This is a genomic window from Proteus sp. TJ1640, from assembly GCF_003144445.1.
Lineage (GTDB): Bacteria > Pseudomonadota > Gammaproteobacteria > Enterobacterales > Enterobacteriaceae > Proteus > Proteus penneri.
On sequence record NZ_PENY01000006.1, the window covers coordinates 87,299 to 111,674 of the forward strand.

Sequence of the window (24,376 nt, forward strand, 5' to 3'; positions counted from 1 at the left end):
AGAAAGACACCGTACTTAAAGCAACCCAACAATTAGGTATTGCTCTTATTTAAGAGAGACATTCTCGAAGTGATGTTTGCCTAATGGATCAACCACGTAGTTTTCTACTTTTTTACTCACTGGTTCATAAACGGTCGAGTGAGCAATAATTAGAGCAGGTGCTTGATCATGCATCACAACTTGAGCTTGTTTGTAGAGTTCAACACGTTTGTCGTGATCGGCGGTGATCCGTGCTGGTTGGATCAGATCTTCAAATGGCTTATAGCACCATTTTGAATAGTTCGAACCTTGCTCTTTTGCTGCACAACTAAATAGCGTAGCGAAGAAGTTATCTGGATCCCCGTTATCGCCTGTCCAACCCATCATAACCGCTTGGTGTTCACCGGATTTAGCACGTTTGAGATATTCACCCCACTCGTAACTTACTATTTTGGTTTTAACGCCAATTTTTTCCCAATCCGCTTGTACCATTTCAGCCATACGACGTGCATTTGGATTATAAGGGCGTTGTACTGGCATTGCCCATAAATCGATGGTAAAGCCATCAGCAAGGCCCGCATCTTTTAGCAGTGCTTTAGCTTTTTCAGGATTATATTCATAATCGACGATATCATCGTTATAACCCCACATTGTTGGTGGAATAAGATTTTTCGCTTTCTGGCCAGCACCTTGATAAACCGCTTCAATAATGGCGTCTTTATTCACAGCCATACTTAATGCTTGGCGAACCTTTTGGTTATCCAGTGGTTTTTTCTCAACGTTAAACGAGATATAACCCACATTTAAACCGGGTTGTTCTAACAAATTGATATCACTATTTTGTTTCATCTTCGCAATATCAGCAGGATTTGGGAAAGGCATTACCTGACACTCACCTTTTTGCAGTTTTGCATATCGTACAGAGGCATCAGGTGTAATAGAGAAGACTAAACGGTCAATATCTGGTTTTTTACCCCAATATTGGTCATTGGCTTTATAAAGAATACGAGAATCTTTTTGATATTGCTGTAATTGAAAAGGCCCTGTACCGATAGGATCGAGATCTACTTTCTCAGGTGTACCTGCTTTCATCATATTATCCGCATATTCAGCAGATAATATGGATGCAAAGTCCATCGCCATATCAGCAATAAAAGGGGCTTCTGAACGAGTTAGAACAAAACGAACAGTATGATCATCAACTTTCTCGATCTTCTCGATCATGTTGTTCATATCCATTCCTGAGAAGTACTCATAACTTCCGCCAGACACTTTATGGTAAGGATGTTGTGGGTCCATTTGACGCATAAACGTGTACATCACGTCATCCGCATTAAATTCACGGGTAGGCTTAAAGGTCTTACTACTATGCCAATTCACCCCTTTACGCAAATGGAAGGTATACACTTTTCCATCATCGCTCACATCCCAGCTTTCAGCTAAGCCTGGAATAATTTCTGTTGTACCCAGTTTAAATTCAACTAAACGGTTATAAATAGGCACTGAACTTGCGTCATAGGTTGTGCCAGAGGTAAATAACTGAGGGTTAAATCCTTCAGGTGAACCTTCAGAGCAATACACCAATGTTTTGGCTTGTACACCCGCAGAAATAGCGAATGCAAGCAATCCAATTGTGGCGGTCAAAATTCCTGTCTGTTTTTTGGAGCTTTTCATCATTACTCTCCGAAATTGTTCTGTTGTGTTTTGGTTTCCTATTTAAAAACGGAATACCTTTTTATTTTGTCATTGTTCAATTAACCAACTGTATTCCCTTACGTCAATAAGGCATTAGAAGGTAAAAAGAACTCGTTATAAACACAAATGAAACAAATATCGAACAAACTCAGAATAAAAAAATAAGTATCTGGCTAATATCTAGTCAAAAAAACCACATATTAAAAAATCCTTAAGTGAAATAACTGTTTTAAAAAAAGCCATAATTTGTGATTGAACGCTTAAATATTAAACGAATATATTGAAATGAAACAAAGAAATGGATGGTTTATTCTGTTAGCCCTAAAAAATAACACCACTACATAGAAGATAATCAGTGCAATACTAAGCTAACTTAAAAAGAGAAAAATGCCTTTTTCTCTTTTTAACTACTAGAATGCTATATAAGCCAATAATATATAGTTATTTATCAAATGATTTACAAAATCAATAGTAAAAAATATAAGATAAACCACCAAAATCAGAAGTTAAATTGGGCGTTGAAATTGAACTGTGATCCTGTTGCTTTTCTACTAGAAGGTGCCGATAACGGTATGCTCCATATTAACTGATAACTCAGCTGTTTAAAGCTCCCTTCTAGCCCTGTTGCTGCACCAATCAAATATTTATTTTTATTATAAAAAACGTTTTTTCTCTCTTCTGAGACGGAACCATAATCTATTGCAGTGAATAGCATTTGGTTATTAAAGGGTGTAAGCCAAGTGACCTTATGTCGGGAAACAAACTGATTTGCATCAGAATAGCCTTTGCCTGACTCAAAACCATACACACTATATAAACCGCCGATATTTGCTTTATCAAGTAACCCATCAATATCCGATCGAGTTAGTTGAAACATTATTTCTGGCTGATAAAAAAATAGCTGTGAATTAATTTTAAAAGGAATTAACGCTTCTAAATTAATATTAAAAATTGGCACACCATTAAGCGAGTCTATCGGAGACAGTTTAGCGCCAGGAATAAAAACGCTCTGCTTATAATTAAATTTAGTATTAAGATAACCCCCTCTCATAAAACGATAATTTTGCTCAATACCCGCATTAACATAAGGGCTACGACGCTCATGTACTGATAAGCGATAGCCTGACATTTCATTTCGGTAAGTGTAATACTGAATTCCCCCTTTTAAAGTCACTGTACGTTGCGTTGAGGGTCTAAACTGACGCTGGATCTCAAAGGAAAGAAGTTGTTGACGCGTTTTTTGTAACTTTTTTGTCGTTTCCGATATTCTACGGTTTGATCCAATATCATAACCAAATAATGTCGCACGCCAATAATGATAAGGTACCTGCCATAAAAAGATCTGCTTTTTGATACCTCTTGATTTTAAGGTATCAAGTTGACTTGAAAGAATAACCATTAATGTGTCATTAAGTTGCGCTAAATTACCAAAGCTTAGCCTTGTAGTACCAAATAGATCTCCGTAAATTTTTTGCTCTTTATTATCAATCGATACCGAGCCCGCTATTGTCCTTTTTCCAACTTGAGAAAGAGAAATAATCGACTCATTTTCTTTTGATGATGGTTCTATCTGAATTTTGACATTATTTTTAGGAATGGCTTTGAAATTTTCAGCGCCCTGTTCAATATCTTTAATATTTAAAATATCGCCTTTTTTTATAGGCATCGCCTGTGAGATCAAATAGTGTTTATCTGTCGACGTTTTAGAAACAATGTCTTGTACTTTCCCGACATTTAATGTGATATCCAATACCTCGTCATCAGCATAAAGATCAACGTTACCCACTTTACTCGTCACATAGCCAGCATCATAAAGCATCGCATTAAGAATATTGATATCTTGTTCTAATAATGATTGCGAATGACAATGCCCTATTAATGCTGCTTGCCATTTCGCCACTTGGCGTTGTAATGATGGAGAAGAAAACTTCTCCAAATGATGAATTTTTACCTGTTTGATTGAAAAACATGGCAAAGAAGGCGTGACAAACTCCATTTTATTTTGTTGCGCTAAATTCACTAAAGAGACACTGTCATTTTGTTGTAGTAAGTCATCTCTAAGTTGTGTCTCTGTTGGTAAATCTACTGGTACGGAAAGATCAATATGACTTTCATTCGCTACAGAGAAAAAGGCACAACACCATAAAATACAGTAGATTAAAATAGACAACTCAATACGCATTCAATTTACACTCTTATACAGGGAATAGGAGTGTTATGTATATGTAAAGAGAAACAAAAAAGATTTATAAAAAACGTCTTTTACCTAGATAGGTGCCAATAATGCAACCATGCCTATCTATCAGAAAGTAAAAAGAGATGATTGATGAAGAGATGCCCAAAACGACAAAACCCCGCTTTAAAAGCGGGGTTTCTTAATATGGTCGGCGAGAGAGGATTCGAACCTCCGACCCACTGGTCCCAAACCAGTTGCGCTACCAGGCTGCGCTACTCGCCGAAAACGAGGTGCATCTTACTGCCAGAAACCCACTCCGTCAATACTTTTTTAGTATCACCTGACTGTTCGTATGGTTTTCGACCAAAATGGTTGATTTTTAACTTTTTTATCATAAACAAGAGGTGATTTTTAGCGTTATTGTAACAAGCTTAGCTTTCTTTCTTCGCTTTACTATGGCTTTCTTTACGTTATCCATAAAATATGAAAAAAAATAACAAATTTATTCTTAATTATTATCGTCTAATTAGTGTACTTTTTATATAATTCGATTATGTCAAATAAGGTGGGTAATTTAGAGAATGAAACAATGTTGGTGGGGTGTCGCATTACTTTTATTGTCAATCGCACTTCCAGCTCAAGCATCTACAGTTCATGCTTGCCAAGTGTACTTTAAAGAGGCGGATAAATTTATTCAGTACATTTCTGAAAGAGAAGATCTAAAACATAATATGCCGGAGATTAAGGCTAACTTCGAGCAAAGCAAAAAACAGATAATGACAGCACCTCAGGCAGAACAAAAAGTTATATGTGACAAGGAAATGCAAGAGCTTAATAGTTTGAATAAAATGTTTGGTCCTAAAGAAGAAACAGCTTTACATAAATAATCAAATAGATAATGACTAAATATAATTACTTATTTATTATTTAGTCATTAATTTTTATATTAATTCTTATTTTCATGATTATTATTCGCAGTTGTATTTTCCAATCTTTTTATACGTTCCTTAGGTGAATTATCACTTTTATCATCACCTTGAGTATAATAATCATATGGTAATAATAAAGTATCTAATACGGCACTAAAAGGGAAATCGAGAATAACCAATGGCTTCATTGCCCATCCTGTTTCATCATCTTTTAACATTGTCATGTTATTTTTTGTCCCTGAATAAAGTTCTTTATTCGGGCCTGCATGAGTCATAACACTTGAGCAACCTGTCAGTAATGTCGTCAAAAATGTGACTAATGTTAAATTTTTACTTGTCGTTCTGAATATCATAGGGCACCTATAAAACGAGAGCTGTAATCAACGCTTTTTATCATATAGTTAAACCTGTTTTCTCTTACAGGACAAGAGAAAGATGAGATAAAAAAGCTTAATTTTTTAGTCAGTAAATAAATAGTTCTAGTGTAAGAAAGTTTCATTTTCTCTAATTAAAAAAATCATAATAATATTATTAATGATTATGTTTTGATGATATTAAAATTCAACCTTCATTATTTTAAATTAACACTTTAACGCTATATTTATCTTTCTTGTTAGTTTGATCTCTATATATGTTGAATCTGTGCGATAAGACACAGCGACTTTCATTATTCTTTGCCAAAATAGGTTTATCGTTTTAGCTCAAATTTCTTCTTTTTTATTTTTTGGGTACAGGATCTTTTTTATGAGTGATATTGCATTAACAATGGTGATGTTGTCATTAGCAGGCGCTCTAGGTCTTTGGATTGGCAATATCAAAATTTATCGGGTTAGCCTAGGAATAGGCGGTGTTCTTTTTGGTGGAATTATTATTGGCCACTTTGCTCAGCGCTATAATTTCATACTTAATGCACAAACCCTTCATTTTATTCAAGAATTTGGGCTTATTCTTTTCGTTTATACTATTGGTATCCAAGTCGGTCCTGGTTTTTTCTCCTCACTACGTGTTTCGGGCTTAAAACTAAACGCCTTTGCTATCCTAATTATTCTTCTTGGTTCAATCATAACCGCATCTATTTATCACCTATTTGATGTTCCTTTACCTATTATTTTGGGTATTTTTTCTGGTGCGGTTACCAATACCCCTTCTTTAGGGGCAGGACAACAAATACTGACTGATCTGCATGTCGACCCAGCATCAGTGGGACAAATGGGGATGGGCTATGCCATGGCTTACCCTATGGGGATCTGTGGCATTCTGCTAGTTATGTGGCTTATTCGTGTGTTCTTTAAAATCAACATTGATGAAGAAGCAAAAGCCTTTAGCAACCAACAAAACAACACTAAAGATGCACTACATACCATTAATATTGCAATTAAAAACCCCAATCTAGATGGCTTATTAATGCAAGATATTCCTCTGCTCAATGAAGATGCCATTGTCTGCTCTCGCTTAAAGCGTGGAGATAATATTATGGTACCTATGCCATCAACAATTATTCAGTTGGGAGATTTACTGCATATTGTGGGTTCAAAAGAAGATCTCAATAAAGTACGCCTAGTACTTGGTGAAGAGGTCGATGCTTCACTTTCAACATCAACAAATTTATTGCAATCAGTACGGATCGTTGTAACAAATGATTCCGTTCTCAGTAAGCGTTTAAAAGATCTGGATCTTAAAAGAAAATACGATGTTGTCGTGACTCGATTGAACCGCGCGGGTATCGAACTTATTCCAAGCAATAATAGTATGTTACAGTTCGGGGATATTCTTAATGTCGTTGGACGCCCTGAGTCTATTGAAGCCATTACAGCCCTGTTAGGTAACGCTCGTCAGAAATTAGAACAAGTTCAAATGCTTCCTGTTTTTATTGGTATCGGTTTAGGGGTTTTACTTGGCTCTATTCCTATTTTTATTCCTGGTATTCCTGTGGCACTTAAACTAGGACTAGCCGGTGGTCCCCTTGTTGTGGCCTTAATTTTAGGACGTATTGGCACATTTGGTAAACTCTATTGGTTTATGCCTCCAAGTGCTAACTTGGCATTGCGAGAGCTCGGTATTGTCATGTTTCTTGCGGTGGTAGGATTAAACTCTGGCGGTGAATTTGTCGAAACATTAATTGATGGTCAAGGCTTGAGTTGGATTGGCTACGGCATTTTGATTACGTTATTACCGTTATTGATTGTTGGGGTGATCGCCAGAGTCTTCTTTAAACTTAATTATTTAAGCCTCTGTGGAATGTTAGCAGGTTCAATGACAGATCCGCCTGCATTAGCCTTCGCAAATTCAATTCATAGCTCAAGTGGGGCAGCCTCACTTTCCTATGCTACAGTTTATCCCTTGGCTATGTTTTTACGCATCATAACACCACAATTAATGGCACTGATTATATGGACTTTGTAGTGAAAATAATAAATATATTAAATAATTGAACCGAAGTTGTTATCAAAATCCACATTTAGCTTAGCAGAGTGATAATTAAGGCAATGAATAGCTCTTATTTAAGCCATAGATTTTATAAATGTCTGTTTTAATAGTTCTCGTGCTAAGAAATTTAGATTGAGACGGATTACTAAATTTTTAGTAATCAATTTCTTTCCGTCAAACTTATGCTCAAAAGTCCTCGTTATTGTCTTTGCCCCTTCTTCTCGCTGAAGGGGCATTTTTATTAGATATTCACTGGCTGATAGATGTTCTCGATTTCTTCAGCCAGAATTTTTATTCCTTTCTCTATCAATTCAGGCTCTGGTACATAATTCATTCTCATACATTGATGAGCATGATCCCATGAATCTTCTAATCCCGGAAAGAAGTAATGTCCCGGCACCATTAATACACCACGTTTTTTCAAACGACGGTAAAGCTCTTCACAAGAAACCGGTAAATCTTTAAACCAAAGCCATAAAAATATCGCACCTTCAGGCTTATGAATAAGACAACGCTCTTCAGGTAAATAACGACGAATAATATTAATAGTTTCAAGTACTCGTTGATGATAAAAAGGCCCTATCACATCTTGAGATAACCGCATTAAATCATCGCGTTTTAACATTTCTAATGCCATTGCTGGTCCAATTCCACCAGGTGCGAGACTAATAATACCGTTAACATTTGTAATGGCTGAAATCAGTTCTTCATTGGCAATAATAATGCCACAACGTGCCCCCGGTAAACCTAGTTTAGACAAACTCATACAGAGAATAGTATTGTCATCCCAACGAGGTGTTGCTTGAGTAAAAATAATACCCGGAAAAGGAACACCGTAAGCATTATCTATAATCAGAGGGATATTATGTCGTTTAGCTAAAATCTCTAGCTTTTCAACTTCGTCATCTGTAATCACATTACCCGTTGGGTTTGTTGGTCTTGAAACACAAATAGCCGCAATATCATCACTAATTTCAAGATGAGCAAAATCAACATGATATTTAAATTGCCCATTCGGCAACATTTCTATTGTTGGCTTATTCGCAACAAACAGATCTTCTTCTAATCCAGAATCAGTATAACCAATGTATTCAGGCGCTATAGGGAAAAGAATTTTTCGTTTTTTCCCATCTTTAGTTGTGCCACCTAATAAATTAAACAGGTAGAAAAAAGCACTTTGGCTACCATTGGTTAATGCAATGTTTTTCGCCGAAATATTCCAACCCAGCTTCTCTTTTAAGCATGTCGCCAACGCTTGTAACATAGCATCTTTGCCTTGCGGACCATCATAGTTACAAACAGCATCACTTAACGTGCCATTTTCTGTCATCTCTTTAAGTAATTGACGAAAATAGTTGTCCATTTCAGGAATATGCGCAGGATTACCACCTCCCAACATCACGGCACCCGGTGTCCGTATTCCTTCATTTAAATCTTGCATCAAGCGAGCAATGCCTGAGTGCTGAGCAAATTTTTGCCCGAATTGTGATAATTGAGTCATCTTTGCAGGTATCTTCTATGTTGCTTTCTCGTTAAGAAATACCATACCGCGAGCTTTAATCTGCATCAATAGTTATAATGGAAATGATAAAATAGGAATATTAATACAGATTTAAATATTGAAATATAAAACCAATAATTTCTTAAATTAAAGATAACTCAACTCACATTTTAATTTTTATTGGTGTTTTCACTCTCTTCTTGGCGACAAAAACAGGAGAGAATATGGTCATTCACCATACCAACAGCTTGCATAAAAGCGTAGCAAGTTGTTGTACCAACAAATTTAAAACCTTTTTTCTTTAACGTTTTTGCCATTTTATCTGAGATTTCAGTGGATGCAGGTACTTGGGATATATCATCCCACTGATTAACAATTGGTTTATTATCAACAAATTGCCAAATAAACTGGCTAAAATCCTCACCTTGCTCTTCCATTGCCATAAAAACACGCGCGTTATTAATAATGGCGTTAATTTTTCCTTGATGACGGATAATAGCGGGATCTTGTAATAAAGCTTCGACATCTTTCTCTGTCATTTTGGCAATTTTTTCAGGTGAAAAACCAAAAAAACAGCGACGATAACCTTCTCTTTTTTTGAGTACGGTATACCAAGATAGCCCAGCTTGTTGACCTTCAAGGCAAATCATTTCGAAAAGCTTGTATTTATCTCGTTCAGGTTTTCCCCATTCATCGTCGTGATATGCCAAATATTCAAGATCATTGGTTACCCAATCGCAGCGTTGTTTACTCATTCACTTATTCCTTGTTATCAATAACTTTCAATAGCATCACTTATATACTGTATAAATATACATGTAAATAGGTAAAAAAAATTCAATCTAATTCTTTGAGCATAGTCATAAAGTCAATTAAAGGATTATTTTTTTGATCGAGGGAAAATTGCCCGCATTCCTTGCTGTATATCTTTCGTCTAGAAGGTATACTGAAACCTTTCTTTTTATTCTATGTATCGCCATGCGGATATAACATGCAAAAGTTTGATACCAAAACCTTTCAAGGTCTTATCCTGACACTACAGGATTACTGGGCTCGCCAGGGCTGTACCATTGTCCAACCATTAGATATGGAAGTGGGCGCAGGCACATCACATCCAATGACTTGTTTACGAGCATTAGGCCCAGAGCCTATCGCTGCGGCTTATGTACAGCCTTCACGTCGTCCAACAGACGGACGTTACGGTGAAAACCCTAACCGTTTACAGCACTATTACCAATTCCAAGTTATCATTAAGCCATCGCCTGATAATATTCAGGAGCTTTATCTTGGCTCATTAAGAGAGTTAGGTTTAGATCCTACAATCCATGATATTCGTTTTGTGGAAGATAACTGGGAAAACCCAACACTGGGTGCTTGGGGCTTAGGCTGGGAAGTTTGGCTCAACGGCATGGAAGTCACGCAGTTTACCTATTTCCAACAAGTGGGTGGATTAGAGTGTAAACCGGTTACAGGTGAAATCACTTACGGCTTAGAACGTCTTGCCATGTATATTCAAGGTGTTGATAGCGTTTATGACTTAGTTTGGTGTGATGGCCCATTAGGTAAAACCACCTATGGCGATATCTATCATCAAAACGAAGTTGAACAATCAACTTATAACTTTGAATACGCAGATGTAGACTTCTTATTCTCTTGCTTTGAGCAATATGAAAAAGAAGCTCGTGAGTTGTTAGAATTAGAAAAACCTCTGCCTTTACCTGCCTACGAACGTATTTTAAAAGCAGGACACACCTTTAACTTATTGGATGCACGTAAAGCTATCTCTGTAACAGAACGTCAGCGTTATATTTTACGTATCCGTACTTTAACCAAAGCGGTTGCTGAAGCATATTATGCTTCTCGTGAAGCGCTTGGTTTCCCTATGTGTAAAAAGTAAGAGGCTATCATGACAACTGAGACTTTCCTCGTGGAAATCGGCACAGAAGAATTACCGCCGAAAGCGCTTCGTTCTTTAGCCGAATCTTTTGCTGCTAATTTTACTGCAGAGCTGGACAACGCCAATATCACTCATGGTGATGTATCTTGGTTTGCAGCACCTCGCCGTTTAGCCATTAAAGTCGCTAATATGGCGAAATCACAAGCAGATAGAACCATCGAAAAACGTGGCCCTGCCATTGCTCAAGCATTTGATGCTGAAGGTAAACCAACCAAAGCGGCTGAAGGTTGGGCAAGAGGCAATGGCATTACTGTTGACCAAGCAGAACGCTTATCAACAGATAAAGGCGAATGGTTATTTTATCGTGCAGAAGTAAAAGGTGAAGCGGTTAACCAATTACTGATTGGCATGGTAAGCACTGCATTATCAAAATTACCAATTCCAAAATTAATGCGCTGGGGCGATAAAGAAACTCACTTTGTACGTCCTGTTCATACCGTCACTTTATTATTAGGTGATACTGTTATTGATGGTGAAATTTTAGGTATCCAAAGCGATCGCGTTATTCGTGGTCATCGCTTTATGGGTGAAGCTGAGTTCACTATTGATAATGCAGATCAGTATCCTGAAATTCTTTATGAACGCGGAAAAGTGATTGCTGATTACGAAACGCGTAAATCAATTATTCTTCATGATGCTCGCCTTGCCGCTGAAAAACTTGGTGGTATCGCAGATTTAAGCGATAGCTTAGTGGAAGAAGTCACTTCATTGGTTGAATGGCCAGTTGTGCTAACAGCAAAATTTGAGGAAAAATTCCTTGAAGTGCCTGCTGAAGCACTGGTTTACACCATGAAAGGTGACCAAAAATACTTCCCTGTTTATGATAAACAAGGTGGATTGTTACCTAACTTTATTTTCGTCACTAATATTGAATCTTCTGATCCACAACAGATCATTAGTGGTAACGAAAAAGTGGTACGCCCTCGCTTAGCGGATGCTGAGTTCTTCTTTAAAACTGACCGTAAACAACGTTTAGAAGATAACTTGCCGCGCCTTGAAACCGTATTATTCCAGAAAGATTTAGGCACACTGCGTGATAAAACCGACCGTATTCAGGCATTAGCTGGCTTTATCGCAGGTAAAATGGGTACTGATGTTAATAAAGCAACCCGTGCAGGTTTACTGTCAAAATGTGACTTAATGACCAATATGGTGTTCGAATTCACAGATACCCAAGGTGTTATGGGTATGCATTATGCACGTCATGATGGTGAAGCCGAAGAAGTTGCGGTTGCATTGAAAGAACAATATCAGCCTCGTTTCGCAGGTGATGAATTACCGTCTAATCCTGTTGCTAGCGCCCTCGCTATTGCAGAGAAGATGGATACCCTTGCGGGTATTTTCGGTATTGGTCAACATCCGAAAGGGGATAAAGATCCATTTGCTCTACGTCGCGCATCTTTGGGTGTTTTACGTATTATCGTTGAGCAAGATTTACCGCTAGATATTGAAGAATTAACGCAAGAAGCCGTTCGCCTTTACGGCGAAAAACTGACAAATAAAAATGTCGTCAGTGATGTGGTTGAATTTATGTTAGGTCGTTTCCGTTCTTGGTATCAAGAATTGGGTTACAGCATTGATACTATTCAAGCTGTATTAGCACGTCGCCCAACACAACCTGCAGACTTCAATGCTCGCGTTAAAGCGGTAACTTATTTCCGCACATTAGAGGAAGCCTCCGCGTTAGCAGAAGCAAATAAACGTGTTTCTAATATCTTAGCAAAATCTGCTAACGTAAAACTAAACGACACGGTTTTAGCTTCCGTCTTAAAAGCACCAGAAGAAGTTCAATTAGCGGCGAATCTTTCTGTATTACAAGATAAGTTGGCGCCATTATTTGCAGAGCGCAAATACCAAGAAGCCTTAGTTGAACTGGCATCATTACGTGATGTGGTCAATAACTTCTTTGATAAAGTTATGGTAATGGATGAAGACGAAGCGGTTCGTATCAACCGTTTAACCATGTTAAGTCAATTGCGTGAACTGTTCTTAAAAGTCGCGGATATTTCTGTTTTACAATAAATTGTAGAAATACAAAAAAACACAAAACCGGCATTGTGAAAGCAATGCCGGTTTTTTTTCCAATGAATGGTGAAAATATAAAATGAATTCGTGAACAAAATAATATTCCGCAATCGTCTCTTGCTTTAATACTCAATATGACAAAAGAGAGTGTATCAAAATGGGAGCGGAACAAAATTAAACCCAACGGAGCTACACTGAGACGTGTAAATTTGATTGATCAAAAAGTCACTTATAATCTAATTCATTCTATTTTTAGAGCCTATATAATACAGGCTCTATTTTTAGAATAATAACTACAATCCAGTCTCTACCGTAAATATCTGACGATAACCATCAACATCACGCATAAAGGCGATATATTGATCATCAGGAGAGAATACAACAGCATCACTACTTGGTGCTTGTGCTGTTTTTTCTGTTAATCGCGTTAGTTCACCCGTTTTTGCATTACATAACATCACACTATTATCACAAATAAAGGTGAGATATTGTCCGTTACTATTCCATGTAAAGGCTGACTGAATATCCCAATCCTGCGAGGTGACTTGCTTTATTTCTTGCGTACTTGGCGAGACGGTATATAACTGCACAACACCGTTATCATCTTTCATTAAAAAAGCAATCGCATCACCTTGTGGGGAGCTTCTTAACCAATGACGAGGCTGATTTAAAACACCTGCATATTTTCTATTTGCGGTATTTGTTAGGCGAACTTGATGAATACCTTTAGCCACTGCTGGCATTGTTGTCTCGGTTCCTGCCAGTGGTTTATCACCTTCAATACTGAAAGCCTGATTATCATCTGGTAAATCCACTAAGAAAATATCAGAAACTTTATCACCCGTTTCACTGACGGTATCGCCAATAAATGCAATAGCCCAACGTTGTTGTGAACCATCAGCCTTTGTATACCCCTGAGTACCAACCCAACACTCTTCATAAGCTTTATTAATTTCATCGCTCCCCTTTTGTGGATGAGCGACAGTTTGGCTTATGACAGTGCAAAAATATTCACCGTCATATTCACGAGGGTGTTTTTTAACAACATTAATCGCTTTCAGTGGCACAGCAACAGCCACATTACGTTGATCATATTCGCCACCCAGTTCGTGCATAATATGATCGTTATATGTAAAGCTTAAACGCGTGCCGTCAGGACTAAAAACATGAACATGCGTACCGCCACGTAAAGCACCAGCCTGATAAGGTGATGTCAACGAACAAGCGTCGATATTAAATACACGATTGTTTTCTGATCCATCAACAATCACTCCGCGACGATGATGAAAATCATAATGCCATTCATCATCTGGGTTTTCAGGTCCATGAATAAAAGCATAACGCACAGGCTCAATTGGACATACTGTAGCCACACCAACATGTGCCCCTTGTGTTGCTGTGTAAATTATCTGTTGCTGTTTTGTTTTCGCATGAATTTTTTCTATGGTTAGACCTGTAAAAGATCCTCCATTGGGACGTACATCATAGACTAACCACTGGCTATCTGGCGTCCAAACATTTATATTGGTTAACTGATGATGACGGCTATCAAACGTAATCTGGTGTTCCTGAAAAGACATATTTATCCTTATCGGGAAATAAATTTCCACATTATAAAAACTAATTAATTTTACCTGGCACTAAAAAAATTCAGTCGAGACTTTTTCGCAAGGTAATTACTCTACCCTCACTAAATAGTCAAAAAATTAGAAAATCATGTTACTTAGTGTTCTCTATATTATTGGTATTACTGCAGAAGCCATGACCGGTGCACTTGCTGCTGGTCGTCGTAAAATGGATGTTTTTGGCGTTATTATTATCGCCTCTGCAACTGCCATTGGTGGTGGCTCTGTCAGGGACATTCTACTCGGCCATTACCCCCTCGGTTGGGTAAAACATCCTGAATATATTGTCACTGTTGCATGTGCTGCTGTTATCACCATGTGGGTTGCTCCCATGATGAAACACTTACAGCGACTCTTTCTTATCCTAGACGCCATCGGTCTAATGGTTTTCTCTATTATCGGCGCACAAATCGCACTCGATATGGAGTATGGCCCAATTATTGCTGCTATTGCCGCAGTGATTACAGGTGCTTTTGGTGGTGTATTAAGAGATATGCTTTGTAATACCATTCCTCTCGTGTTCCAAAAAGAAATTTATGCCGGTATCGCTTTTGGTGCTGCGTGGCTTTATATGGGATTACTGTTTTATACACCGTTACCAAGAGACGTCATTATCATCATTACCCTAATTGCTGGGTTAACAGCTCGACTTCTCGCTATTCGTTATAAATTGGGCCTACCTGTCTTTAATTACGAGAATCAAGATTAACGAATCGCTATTTTAACGACAGCGGTTCTTTTTGATTCTGTGGGGTATCTCAAAATATAATCTCTTTTCGCTATTGTGATAAAAGGTAATTCCTATCACTGAGCCTTTAATTGTATGTTAATATTGACATAGTTTAATTTTTCTCTTGTTTCTATATTCAGAAAATAGAATGTAATAAGAAAAAAATAGCTCTGTATTAAACATGGGCGCTGTATGTCATTCATTGTATGTGTATACTATATGGGGGGATTTACTCCCTAAACATGTATTTATACTTAATTCTCCAGTCAAATTCAGAAAGTCATCATGATCCAAGGAACACTTTATATTGTTTCCGCCCCAAGCGGTGCGGGTAAATCAAGTCTTATTCAAGCGCTGTTAAAAACACAGCCTTTATATGACACGCAGGTTTCTGTCTCTCATACAACCCGCCCAATGCGACCGGGAGAGAGCCATGGTGAACATTACTTCTTTGTTACTGAAGAAGAATTTAAAAGCATGATAGACAGCGGAGATTTCCTCGAACATGCTTGTGTCTTTGGTAACTATTACGGCACATCAGGCAAAGTTATCAAAGAAATTTTAGCCAGTGGTGTTGATGTCTTTTTAGATATTGATTGGCAAGGCGCACAACAAGTGCGTAAAGCGATGCCTGAAGCTCGCAGTATTTTTATTCTGCCACCGTCAAAAGAAGAGCTTTACCGCCGACTTCGTGGACGTGGCCAAGATAGCGAAGAAGTGATTACAAAACGTATGTCACAAGCTGTATCGGAAATGGAACATTTTAATGAGTATGATTATTTGCTGATTAATGATGATTTCAATACTGCGCTTGCTGATTTACAATCAATTATTCGTTCAGAAAAATTACGCCTTGATCGTCAAACGCTACGACATGGTGATTTAATCAGCAAATTATTGGCAGACTGAGTTAACTTTCAGTATTATGCCCAGTCATTTCGTTAATGGTGGAGTAACACAAATATGGCACGCGTAACCGTTCAAGACGCTGTAGAAAAAATTGGTAACCGTTTTGACCTTGTTCTGGTCGCAGCACGTCGTGCGCGTCAGCTACAAGTTGGCGCTAAAGACCCTTTAGTTCCAGAAGAAAATGATAAAATGACTGTTGTCGCGCTACGTGAAATCGAAGAAGGCCTGATTAACGGTAAAATTCTTGATGCTCGTGAACGTCAAGAGCAGCAAGAGCAAGAAGCAGCAGAATTACAAGCTGTTTCAGCGATTGCGGAAGGTCGTCGTTAATCGTTTATAAAATAGGGGTAGGTCTGCCTTGTACCTGTTTGAAAGCCTGAATCAAATCGTTCAAAAATACTTGCCATCGGAGCAAGTTGAACAACTTAAAAAAGCCTTTATCGTCGCCCGAAATGCCCACGAGGGGCAAACTCGTTCAAGTGGTGAGCCTTATATTACTCACCCTGTTGCGGTTGCGTGTATTCTTGCAGATATGCGATTAGACCACCAAACGCTAATGGCGGCGCTATTGCATGATGTTATCGAAGATACTCCTGCAACCTTCCAAGATATCGAAAACCTATTTGGTAGTACGGTGGCCGATCTTGTTGAAGGCGTGTCTAAACTTGATAAATTGAAGTTTAGAGACAAAAAAGAGGCTCAGGCTGAAAACTTCCGTAAGATGATTATGGCGATGGTAAAAGATATCCGCGTCATTTTGATCAAACTGGCAGACCGAACTCACAATATGCGCACTCTGGGATCATTACGTCCAGACAAACGTCGCCGTATTGCTCGCGAAACACTCGAAATTTACAGTCCTCTTGCACACCGTTTAGGTATACACCATATCAAAACAGAGCTTGAAGAGCTGGGTTTCGAGGCGCTACATCCTAATCGTTACCGTGTAATCAAAGAAGTCGTTAAAGCTGCTCGAGGCAATCGTAAAGAGATGATTAATAAAATCCTCTCTGAAATTGAAGGTCGCCTGACAGAAGCGCATATCGAATGCAAAGTTAACGGTCGTGAAAAACACCTTTACTCTATCTATCGAAAAATGTTGTTAAAAGAGCAACGTTTTCACTCGATCATGGATATTTACGCCTTTCGCGTTATTGTGAAGGAAGTCGATACCTGTTATCGGGTTTTAGGGCAAATGCACAGTCTTTATAAACCACGTCCCGGTCGAGTTAAAGACTATATTGCCATCCCCAAAGCCAATGGCTACCAATCTCTTCATACCTCACTAATTGGCCCTCATGGAGTACCCGTTGAAGTGCAAATTCGTACGGAAGATATGGATCAAATGGCTGAAATGGGGGTTGCTGCGCATTGGGCTTATAAAGAGCAAGGTGAACAACCGGGCACAACTGCACAAGTAAGAGCTCAACGCTGGATGCAAAGTCTACTTGAATTGCAACAAAGCGCAGGTAGCTCATTTGAATTTATCGAAAACGTAAAATCCGATCTTTTTCCTGATGAAATCTACGTTTTCACGCCAGAAGGTCGCATTGTTGAATTACCAACGGGTGCGACTCCTGTCGATTTTGCTTATGCGGTCCACACAGATATCGGCCATGCCTGCGTGGGCGCAAGGGTTGATAGACAACCTTATCCTCTTTCACAATCGCTACGCACAGGACAAACGGTTGAAATCATTACTGCTCCAGGCGCAAGACCAAATGCGGCTTGGCTAAACTTTGTCGTCAGTTCAAGAGCACGCTCTAAAATTAGACAACTGCTGAAAAACCTAAAACGTGAAGACTCTATTAATTTAGGTCGCCGTTTACTCAATCACGCATTAGGTGAGCACAAGCTTGCTGATATTTCAGCAGAAAATATTGAGCGCGAGTTGAAACGGATGAAACTTCATTCAATCGACGACTTAATGGCTGAAATTGGTTTAGGTAATACCATGAGCGTTGTTGTTGCGCGTAATTTATTGATTGATAATCAAAATCAAGATGAAAACGCACAAACTGAAACAACCAATGATGCCCCCCCTAAACTCCCAATTAAAGGTGCTGATGGTGTATTGATCTCCTTCGCTAAATGTTGTCGCCCTATTCCGGGAGATCCTATCGTTGCACATATTAGCCCGGGCAAAGGTTTGGTTATTCACCATGAATCTTGTCGTAATATTCGTGGTTACCAAAAAGAGCCTGAAAAATTCATGCCTGTCGAGTGGGACAAAGAGATCAACAGCGATTTCATTACTGAAATTAAAGTCGATATGATTAACCACCAAGGTGCTTTAGCAAACTTAACCGCAGCTATTAATGATGCAAATTCAAGTATTCAAAGTATGAATACAGAAGAGAAAGATGGTCGCGTGTATTGTGCTTTTATTCGCTTAACAGCAAAAGACCGAATTCAATTAGCCAATATCATGCGTAAACTTCGCATCATGCCAGACGTTCTGCGCGTTAGCCGTAATAAAAACTAGTCATGAATTCGATTCGATATGCCCGCATCTGTCAAATGATGGCGATGCGGCAACCTGACCTGACGATTTGCCTTGAAGAAGTGCATAAATCCCATAATGTGGCTGCTGTTATAAGGACAGCTGATGCCGTGGGTATTCCTAAAATTCATGCTATTTGGCCTGAAGAAAAAATGCGAATGCTCGTATCACCAGCAGCCGGAAGTAACAGTTGGGTTAATGTAGAAACACACCCCACAATCACTGATGCCGTAGGTGTCTTTCGTACTCAAGGTATGCAAGTTCTTGCGACACATCTCTCAGATAAAGCCGTCGATTTTCGTGAGATTGATTACACTCGCCCAACTTGTATTATTATGGGACAGGAAAAAACCGGTATCTCACAAGATGCGATAGCGCTTGCCGATCAAGATATCATTGTTCCTATGATGGGGATGGTGCAATCACTGAATGTTTCAGTTGCCAGTGCTTTAATTTTATATGAAGCACAACGCCAACGTCAGGCTGCGGGTATGTATAATCGAACAGAGAGCACCTTAACAGAAGAAGAACAACAAATTCTGCTATTTGAAGGTGGATACCCAGTATTGGCAGAAGTTTCTCGTCGAAAAGGCCTGCCTCGCCCATACATTAATGATCATGGTGAAATTGAAGCACCTGAGTCATGGTGGGCAGAAATGCAAATGACACAAAAGCAACTTAGGAAATTAAAAAAGACGGAGTATTGATCCCATGAAAGGAAAACTGCTTGATGCAATCCCCTTAACCACTCTTCACGGCGTAGGTGCAAGTCAGGCAGACAAGCTGGCAAAAATAGGGCTTGTGACTATTGAGGATTTGTTACTCCACCTTCCTTTGCGTTATGAAGATCAAACGCACCTCTATGCTATTAGCGATCTTCTTCCCGGTATCCCTGCCACTGTTTCAGGTGAAGTATTAAGAACGGAAGTCAGTTTTGGTCGACGAAAAATGATGACCTGCCAAATTTCTGATGGCTCAGGTATTTTAACGCTTCGCTTTTTTAACTTTACAGCTGCAATGAAAAATAACCTTGCTCAAGGTAAACAAGTCATCGCCTATGGTGAAGTAAAGCGAGGAAGTCGCGGCCCTGAAATTATCCACCCTGAATATAAAATCAAAGTAGCAGGTGCTGAGGTTAAACTACAAGAAACACTCACCCCGATTTATTCAACAACCGAAGGCTTACGCCAAACATCATTGCGAAAACTGATAGAGCAAGCGTTAGAATTACTTGATACCTGTGCTATTAATGAATTATTGCCCGATCAATTTATTCATGGTTTACCTCCATTAGCCACCGCATTACGTACACTGCATAATCCTCCCCCTGATATCGCTTTTGCACAGCTTGAAAAAGGACAGCACCCTGCTCAAAAAAGACTCATTATTGAAGAGTTACTCGCCCACAATCTAGGTATGCTCAATGCCAGAGCTGGTGCGCAATCTTATCGTGCAGAACCACTGTTTATGCCAAGCACTTCCACATTACGCCAGCAATTTCTCTCAATGCTACCCTTTACCCCGACAAATGCTCAGCAACGTGTCGTCAATGAGATAGAAACAGATTTAGAAAAAAACTATCCGATGATGCGATTAATCCAAGGAGATGTAGGTTCAGGTAAAACGCTAGTTGCAGCATTAAGTGCATTACGTGCTATTGCAAATGGTAAGCAAGTGGCGTTAATGGCTCCAACAGAATTATTAGCAGAACAACATGCATTGACGTTTAGAAAATGGTTTGAGCCTTTTGATATCCAAGTGGGTTGGTTGGCTGGAAAGCAGAAAGGGAAAGCTCGCGAGGCACAGCAAAACGCCATTGCGAATGGTGAAGTATCGATCATTATTGGAACGCACGCTATTTTCCAAGAGCAAGTTAAATTCCACTCTCTAGCCTTAGTGATTATTGATGAACAACACCGATTTGGTGTACATCAACGCCTCGCATTATGGAAAAAGGGCGAAGAGCAAGGCTTTCATCCCCACCAATTGGTGATGACAGCAACGCCGATCCCTCGCACATTAGCCATGACAGCCTACGCTGATATGGACACCTCTATCATCGACGAATTACCACCGGGACGCACACCTGTTACCACTGTCGCTATCCCTGATACTCGCCGTAATGACATTATTGAACGCATTAGGTTGGCTTGCACAGAAGAAAAGCGACAAGCCTATTGGGTATGTACCTTAATTGAAGATTCTGATGTTCTTGAAGCGCAAGCAGCCCAAGTTATCTATGATGAGCTTACAATTGCACTCCCTGAAATCAAAGTAGGGTTGGTACATGGGCGAATGAAGCCCGCAGAAAAACAGGCCGTAATGACCGCATTTAAAGAAAATGAACTCCAACTTTTAGTTGCAACAACAGTGATTGAAGTTGGCGTTGATGTGCCTAATGCCAGTTTGATGATTATTGATAATCCAGAACGGCTAGGCCTTGCACAGTTACACCAACTACGTGGACGTGTAGGCCGAGGCGCAATCGCCTCTCATTGTGTCTTGTTATATAAAACACCACTCACTCAAACGGCACGTTTGCGATTGCAGGTATTAAGGGATAGCAATGATGGCTTTGTGATTGCACAAAAAGATCTTGAGATCCGTGGCCCCGGTGAGCTTTTAGGTACCAAGCAAACGGGTAATGCACAATTTAAAGTCGCTGATTTATTGCGCGACCAAGGACTTGTTCCTGAAGTTCAGCGTATCGCTCGTTACCTGCATCAACACTATCCTAAACATTCTCAAGCCTTAATCGAACGCTGGCTACCTGCTAAAACACAATACAGCCAAGCTTAAAGTTACTCTTTTACATGGCTTAGCGTGCGTTTAAACTCGCTTCAGGTCGATCTTGAAATATTAGTAAGTTACATATCACATAGAAAAACACCTCAATGCCGATATCCAACATTGAGGTGCTCTTTAACGTTTTTGAAGCTATTTTAATTTATAGCAACCAAACTATCCTGCAACTATAGGCGTAAAGAATGGCAATAGTAGATACAGTTTGATCACTATCGCATTCACAATATCAATAAAGAATGCCCCTACCATTGGTACTACTAAGAACGCAAGATGAGAAGGACCAAAACGATCTGTAACGGCTTGCATATTCGCAATCGCCGTTGGTGTTGCTCCTAAACCAAAACCACAGTGACCCGCTGCTAAAATCGCCGCATCGTAGTTTTTACCCATGACACGGAAAGTGACAAAAATTGCATAAAGTGCCATTACACCTGCTTGAACACCAAGGATAACCAGCATTGGGATCGCCAGTGAAGCCAGTTCCCATAATTTCAGGCTCATTAATGCCATTGCTAAGAATAATGATAAACTCACGTTACCTAAAACTGACACCGCTCTATCAAAAACACGGTAGAACCCAAGCATTGAAAGGCTATTACTTAAAATAACACCAATAAACAGAACACACACAAAGGTTGGTAGTGAGAATGCCGTGCCTTCTAACAATTGAGAAAGGAACGTACCGGCCATTAAACAGATAGAGATCATCGCAATAGTTTCTAACAATACCATTGAAGTAATCATTCTACCTGTAGTGGGTTTCTCAAAGGCTGTTGGCATTTCATGATCATCAGCACCAATTCCTGGTGTTGGAATATTTTTGATTAAGTAACGCGCAACTGGACCACCAATCAATCCACCTAAAACCAACCCAAAGGTTGCACACGCCATTGCGACTTCAGACGCACTCATGAAACCATAACTTTCAACGAACGTTTTACCCCAAGCAGCCCCTGTACCATGACCACCCGATAATGTAATAGAACCAGCCAATAATCCCATAAGAGGATCAAGGCCTAACATTTTCGCCAATGCAATACCGACCGTGTTTTGCACTAATAACAACCCAACAACAACGAAGACGAAAATAAAAAGCGCTTTTCCTCCCGCTTTTAAGCTTGCAAGGTTCGCGTTTAAACCAATTGTTGCAAAGAAGGCTAGCATTAATGGATCTTTAAGTGAGAGATCAAAACTGACTTCCCAATCCATAAAAGATTTAGATGCTAATAGAAGAACTGCAACAAGTAGCCCACCTGCAACAGGTTCTGGGATCGTATACCGTTCTAAAAAAGGAACAGATTTCACTAGTTTACGTCCGATCAAGAGAACCAAAGTGGCCGCAACCAGCGTGCCATAAACATCAAGATGATACATTTATGTACCCCGTCTTATTTGTTAATTTTATATAAAAATACTACGACGCTAAGTTCATCCATAAACAACGCCAAAAGCAGGTATCCCCGATTAGAAAAAAAAACGCAGACAAACACAAGTTAAAACATATAAAAATGTGAGCGCCTCTTATGCATTTTGATAACATCATTTTCACGCAAACGATTGCTTTTGTGGCGCAGATCATTAAAATACTGTTTTTGCCGAATAAGAAATTCACACCATGGTTACTTCAGAAAATCAAAATTTGCCTAAAAATAGTGATGTTTCAATTAAAAAAAATAGCGAACTTCTTTTTGCTTTAGAAGAGAAACCGCCATTACCACAAACACTTTTTGCTGCTTGCCAACATCTTTTAGCTATGTTTGTCGCGGTTATCACGCCTGCGATCCTTATTTGCCAAGCATTAGGATTACCTGCACACGATACTCAACGTATTATTAGCATGTCTTTATTTGCATCAGGTATTGCCTCTCTTATTCAAATTCGAGCATGGGGACCGATAGGTTCAGGATTATTATCAATCCAAGGAACAAGCTTTAACTTTGTTGCTCCGCTCATTATGGGAGGATTAGCACTTAAAAATGGTGGAGCAGATATTCCTACAATGATGGCGGCCCTTTTTGGGACATTAATGGTCGCTTCATTAACCGAAATCATCCTGTCTCGTGTACTTCACTTAGCAAGACGTATCATTACACCATTAGTTTCAGGTGTCGTAGTAATGATAATCGGCCTCTCTTTAATTCAAGTTGGATTAACTTCAATTGGTGGTGGTTATGCTGCTATCGAAAATAATACCTTTGGTTCACCACAAAACCTGTTATTAGCAGGCTCTGTTCTTATCGTTATTATTTTACTTAATCGACAAAAAAATCCTTACTTACGCGTTGCTTCTTTAGTCATTGCAATGGCTGTGGGCTATGTTCTTGCTTGGGCTTTAGATATGTTGCCCACACCAGTAGAACATCAAAAAACACCTTTTATGACTATTCCTGAGCCGTTTTATTATGGGCTGTCATTTGATTGGCACTTGCTTATTCCTTTAATGCTGGTGTTTATGATCACTTCACTAGAAACCATAGGCGATATTACGGCAACTTCTGATGTTTCAGAACAACCCGTTAGTGGCCCTTTGTATATGAAACGGATCAAAGGGGGCGTATTGGCTAATGGAATTAACTCTATGGTTTCGGCATTTTTCAATACCTTTCCAAACTCTTGTTTTGGTCAAAATAATGGTGTGATCCAATTAACTGGTGTTGCGAGTCGCTACGTAGGCTATGTTGTTGCCGCAATGCTCATTATCTTAGGATTATTTCCGTTTGTTGCAGAATTTGTGCAAAGAATTCCTGAACCAGTATTAGGCGGAGCTACATTAGTTATGTTCGGTACGATAGCTGCGTCTGGTGTACGCATTGTTTCTAAAGAAGCGTTAAATCGCCGAGCCATCATGATCCTTGCAATTTCACTTGCGGTAGGGCTGGGCGTTTCACAGCAGCCTCAAATATTACAATTTGCTCCTGATTGGCTAAAAACATTGCTGTCATCAGGTATTGCTGCAGGTGGCTTAACGGCAATTATTCTTAATCTTATTTTCCCTCAAGAAAAGTAGTTGTCATAAATTACAACAGTACAATAATGCGCTATTTTTCAGTTATTAAAATAGTGCATTATTTTTACTCCTCAAATAGGGTCTTTTTACATATGCATCACTCTTCAA

The 24,376-nt window shown here is 39.2% G+C and carries 19 protein-coding genes and 1 tRNA gene; 12 read left to right on the forward strand and 8 right to left on the reverse strand.

Annotated elements, in window-relative coordinates; genetic code table 11:
- Positions 1 to 45: 45 nt before the first annotated feature.
- The 3 genes from dppA to DK861_RS01990 form a co-directional block, all read right to left on the reverse strand.
- Entirely contained in the window at positions 46 to 1,653 is a 1,608-nt protein-coding gene (gene dppA / locus DK861_RS01980) for a dipeptide ABC transporter periplasmic-binding protein DppA (RefSeq protein ID WP_109399099.1), read from the reverse strand.
- Between the two features lie 520 nt (positions 1,654 to 2,173).
- The gene (locus tag DK861_RS01985) at positions 2,174 to 3,856 is read right to left on the reverse strand and encodes a ShlB/FhaC/HecB family hemolysin secretion/activation protein (protein ID WP_109399100.1); all 1,683 of its coding nucleotides are present in this window, start codon (positions 3,854 to 3,856) and stop codon (positions 2,174 to 2,176) included.
- Between the two features lie 199 nt (positions 3,857 to 4,055).
- Positions 4,056 to 4,132, reverse strand: a tRNA-Pro gene (locus tag DK861_RS01990).
- Positions 4,133 to 4,431: 299 nt separating this feature from the next.
- Between DK861_RS01990 and DK861_RS01995 the strand changes: the two genes are divergently transcribed.
- Positions 4,432 to 4,737 (forward strand): DUF5339 family protein, encoded by a 306-nt coding sequence (locus DK861_RS01995; protein WP_109399101.1) that lies wholly within the window; start codon positions 4,432 to 4,434, stop codon positions 4,735 to 4,737.
- A gap of 59 nt (positions 4,738 to 4,796) precedes the next feature.
- Here DK861_RS01995 and DK861_RS02000 read toward each other — a convergent pair whose 3' ends face one another.
- Positions 4,797 to 5,132: a YceK/YidQ family lipoprotein gene (locus DK861_RS02000; protein WP_072064830.1), complete on the reverse strand. Its 336-nt coding sequence runs from the start codon at positions 5,130 to 5,132 to the stop codon at positions 4,797 to 4,799.
- Positions 5,133 to 5,523: 391 nt separating this feature from the next.
- Between DK861_RS02000 and DK861_RS02005 the strand changes: the two genes are divergently transcribed.
- Entirely contained in the window at positions 5,524 to 7,182 is a 1,659-nt protein-coding gene (locus tag DK861_RS02005; protein WP_109399102.1) for a putative transporter, read from the forward strand.
- A gap of 265 nt (positions 7,183 to 7,447) precedes the next feature.
- Here the strand turns inward: DK861_RS02005 and DK861_RS02010 are convergent, their stop codons facing one another.
- Positions 7,448 to 8,707 (reverse strand): valine--pyruvate transaminase, encoded by a 1,260-nt coding sequence (locus DK861_RS02010; protein WP_109399103.1) that lies wholly within the window; start codon positions 8,705 to 8,707, stop codon positions 7,448 to 7,450.
- 170 nt (positions 8,708 to 8,877) lie between these two features.
- Complete coding sequence (locus tag DK861_RS02015) at positions 8,878 to 9,462, reverse strand: DNA-3-methyladenine glycosylase I (protein WP_109399104.1); 585 nt, start codon at positions 9,460 to 9,462, stop codon at positions 8,878 to 8,880.
- A 236-nt stretch (positions 9,463 to 9,698) separates the two neighbouring features.
- Between DK861_RS02015 and glyQ the strand changes: the two genes are divergently transcribed.
- The 3 genes from glyQ to DK861_RS18380 all read left to right on the forward strand — a co-directional run bounded on the left by glyQ (position 9,699) and on the right by DK861_RS18380 (position 12,979).
- Positions 9,699 to 10,604, forward strand: a complete 906-nt coding sequence (gene glyQ / locus DK861_RS02020; RefSeq protein WP_004246832.1) for a glycine--tRNA ligase subunit alpha — start codon at positions 9,699 to 9,701, stop codon at positions 10,602 to 10,604.
- Positions 10,605 to 10,613: 9 nt separating this feature from the next.
- The gene (gene glyS, locus DK861_RS02025; RefSeq protein ID WP_109399105.1) at positions 10,614 to 12,686 is read left to right on the forward strand and encodes a glycine--tRNA ligase subunit beta; all 2,073 of its coding nucleotides are present in this window, start codon (positions 10,614 to 10,616) and stop codon (positions 12,684 to 12,686) included.
- A gap of 86 nt (positions 12,687 to 12,772) precedes the next feature.
- Entirely contained in the window at positions 12,773 to 12,979 is a 207-nt protein-coding gene (locus DK861_RS18380) for a helix-turn-helix domain-containing protein (protein WP_275425641.1), read from the forward strand.
- A 3-nt stretch (positions 12,980 to 12,982) separates the two neighbouring features.
- Here the strand turns inward: DK861_RS18380 and DK861_RS02035 are convergent, their stop codons facing one another.
- Positions 12,983 to 14,269 (reverse strand): DUF3748 domain-containing protein, encoded by a 1,287-nt coding sequence (locus tag DK861_RS02035; RefSeq protein WP_109399106.1) that lies wholly within the window; start codon positions 14,267 to 14,269, stop codon positions 12,983 to 12,985.
- Positions 14,270 to 14,405: 136 nt separating this feature from the next.
- Here DK861_RS02035 and DK861_RS02040 point away from each other — a divergent pair, with 136 nt between their 5' ends.
- The 6 genes from DK861_RS02040 (at position 14,406) to recG (ending at position 21,255) form a co-directional block, all read left to right on the forward strand.
- Positions 14,406 to 15,023, forward strand: a complete 618-nt coding sequence (locus DK861_RS02040) for a trimeric intracellular cation channel family protein (RefSeq protein ID WP_006534609.1) — start codon at positions 14,406 to 14,408, stop codon at positions 15,021 to 15,023.
- A 306-nt stretch (positions 15,024 to 15,329) separates the two neighbouring features.
- Positions 15,330 to 15,953, forward strand: coding sequence for a guanylate kinase (gene gmk, locus DK861_RS02045; RefSeq protein WP_006534608.1), 624 nt, complete (start codon positions 15,330 to 15,332; stop codon positions 15,951 to 15,953).
- A gap of 54 nt (positions 15,954 to 16,007) precedes the next feature.
- The gene (rpoZ, locus tag DK861_RS02050; protein WP_006534607.1) at positions 16,008 to 16,283 is read left to right on the forward strand and encodes a DNA-directed RNA polymerase subunit omega; all 276 of its coding nucleotides are present in this window, start codon (positions 16,008 to 16,010) and stop codon (positions 16,281 to 16,283) included.
- A 28-nt stretch (positions 16,284 to 16,311) separates the two neighbouring features.
- Positions 16,312 to 18,438 (forward strand): bifunctional GTP diphosphokinase/guanosine-3',5'-bis pyrophosphate 3'-pyrophosphohydrolase, encoded by a 2,127-nt coding sequence (gene spoT, locus DK861_RS02055; RefSeq protein WP_109399107.1) that lies wholly within the window; start codon positions 16,312 to 16,314, stop codon positions 18,436 to 18,438.
- A gap of 2 nt (positions 18,439 to 18,440) precedes the next feature.
- The gene (trmH, locus tag DK861_RS02060) at positions 18,441 to 19,163 is read left to right on the forward strand and encodes a tRNA (guanosine(18)-2'-O)-methyltransferase TrmH (protein WP_109399108.1); all 723 of its coding nucleotides are present in this window, start codon (positions 18,441 to 18,443) and stop codon (positions 19,161 to 19,163) included.
- 4 nt (positions 19,164 to 19,167) lie between these two features.
- Positions 19,168 to 21,255 (forward strand): ATP-dependent DNA helicase RecG, encoded by a 2,088-nt coding sequence (recG, locus tag DK861_RS02065; RefSeq protein ID WP_109399109.1) that lies wholly within the window; start codon positions 19,168 to 19,170, stop codon positions 21,253 to 21,255.
- A 162-nt stretch (positions 21,256 to 21,417) separates the two neighbouring features.
- On the opposite strand, the gene gltS is transcribed toward recG, so the two are convergent.
- Positions 21,418 to 22,635, reverse strand: coding sequence for a sodium/glutamate symporter (gene gltS, locus DK861_RS02070; RefSeq protein ID WP_072064843.1), 1,218 nt, complete (start codon positions 22,633 to 22,635; stop codon positions 21,418 to 21,420).
- 241 nt (positions 22,636 to 22,876) lie between these two features.
- Between gltS and DK861_RS02075 the strand changes: the two genes are divergently transcribed.
- A complete protein-coding gene (locus tag DK861_RS02075) occupies positions 22,877 to 24,268 on the forward strand; it encodes a uracil-xanthine permease family protein (RefSeq protein WP_109399110.1) in 1,392 nt (463 codons plus the stop codon).
- Positions 24,269 to 24,376 lie beyond the last annotated feature (108 nt).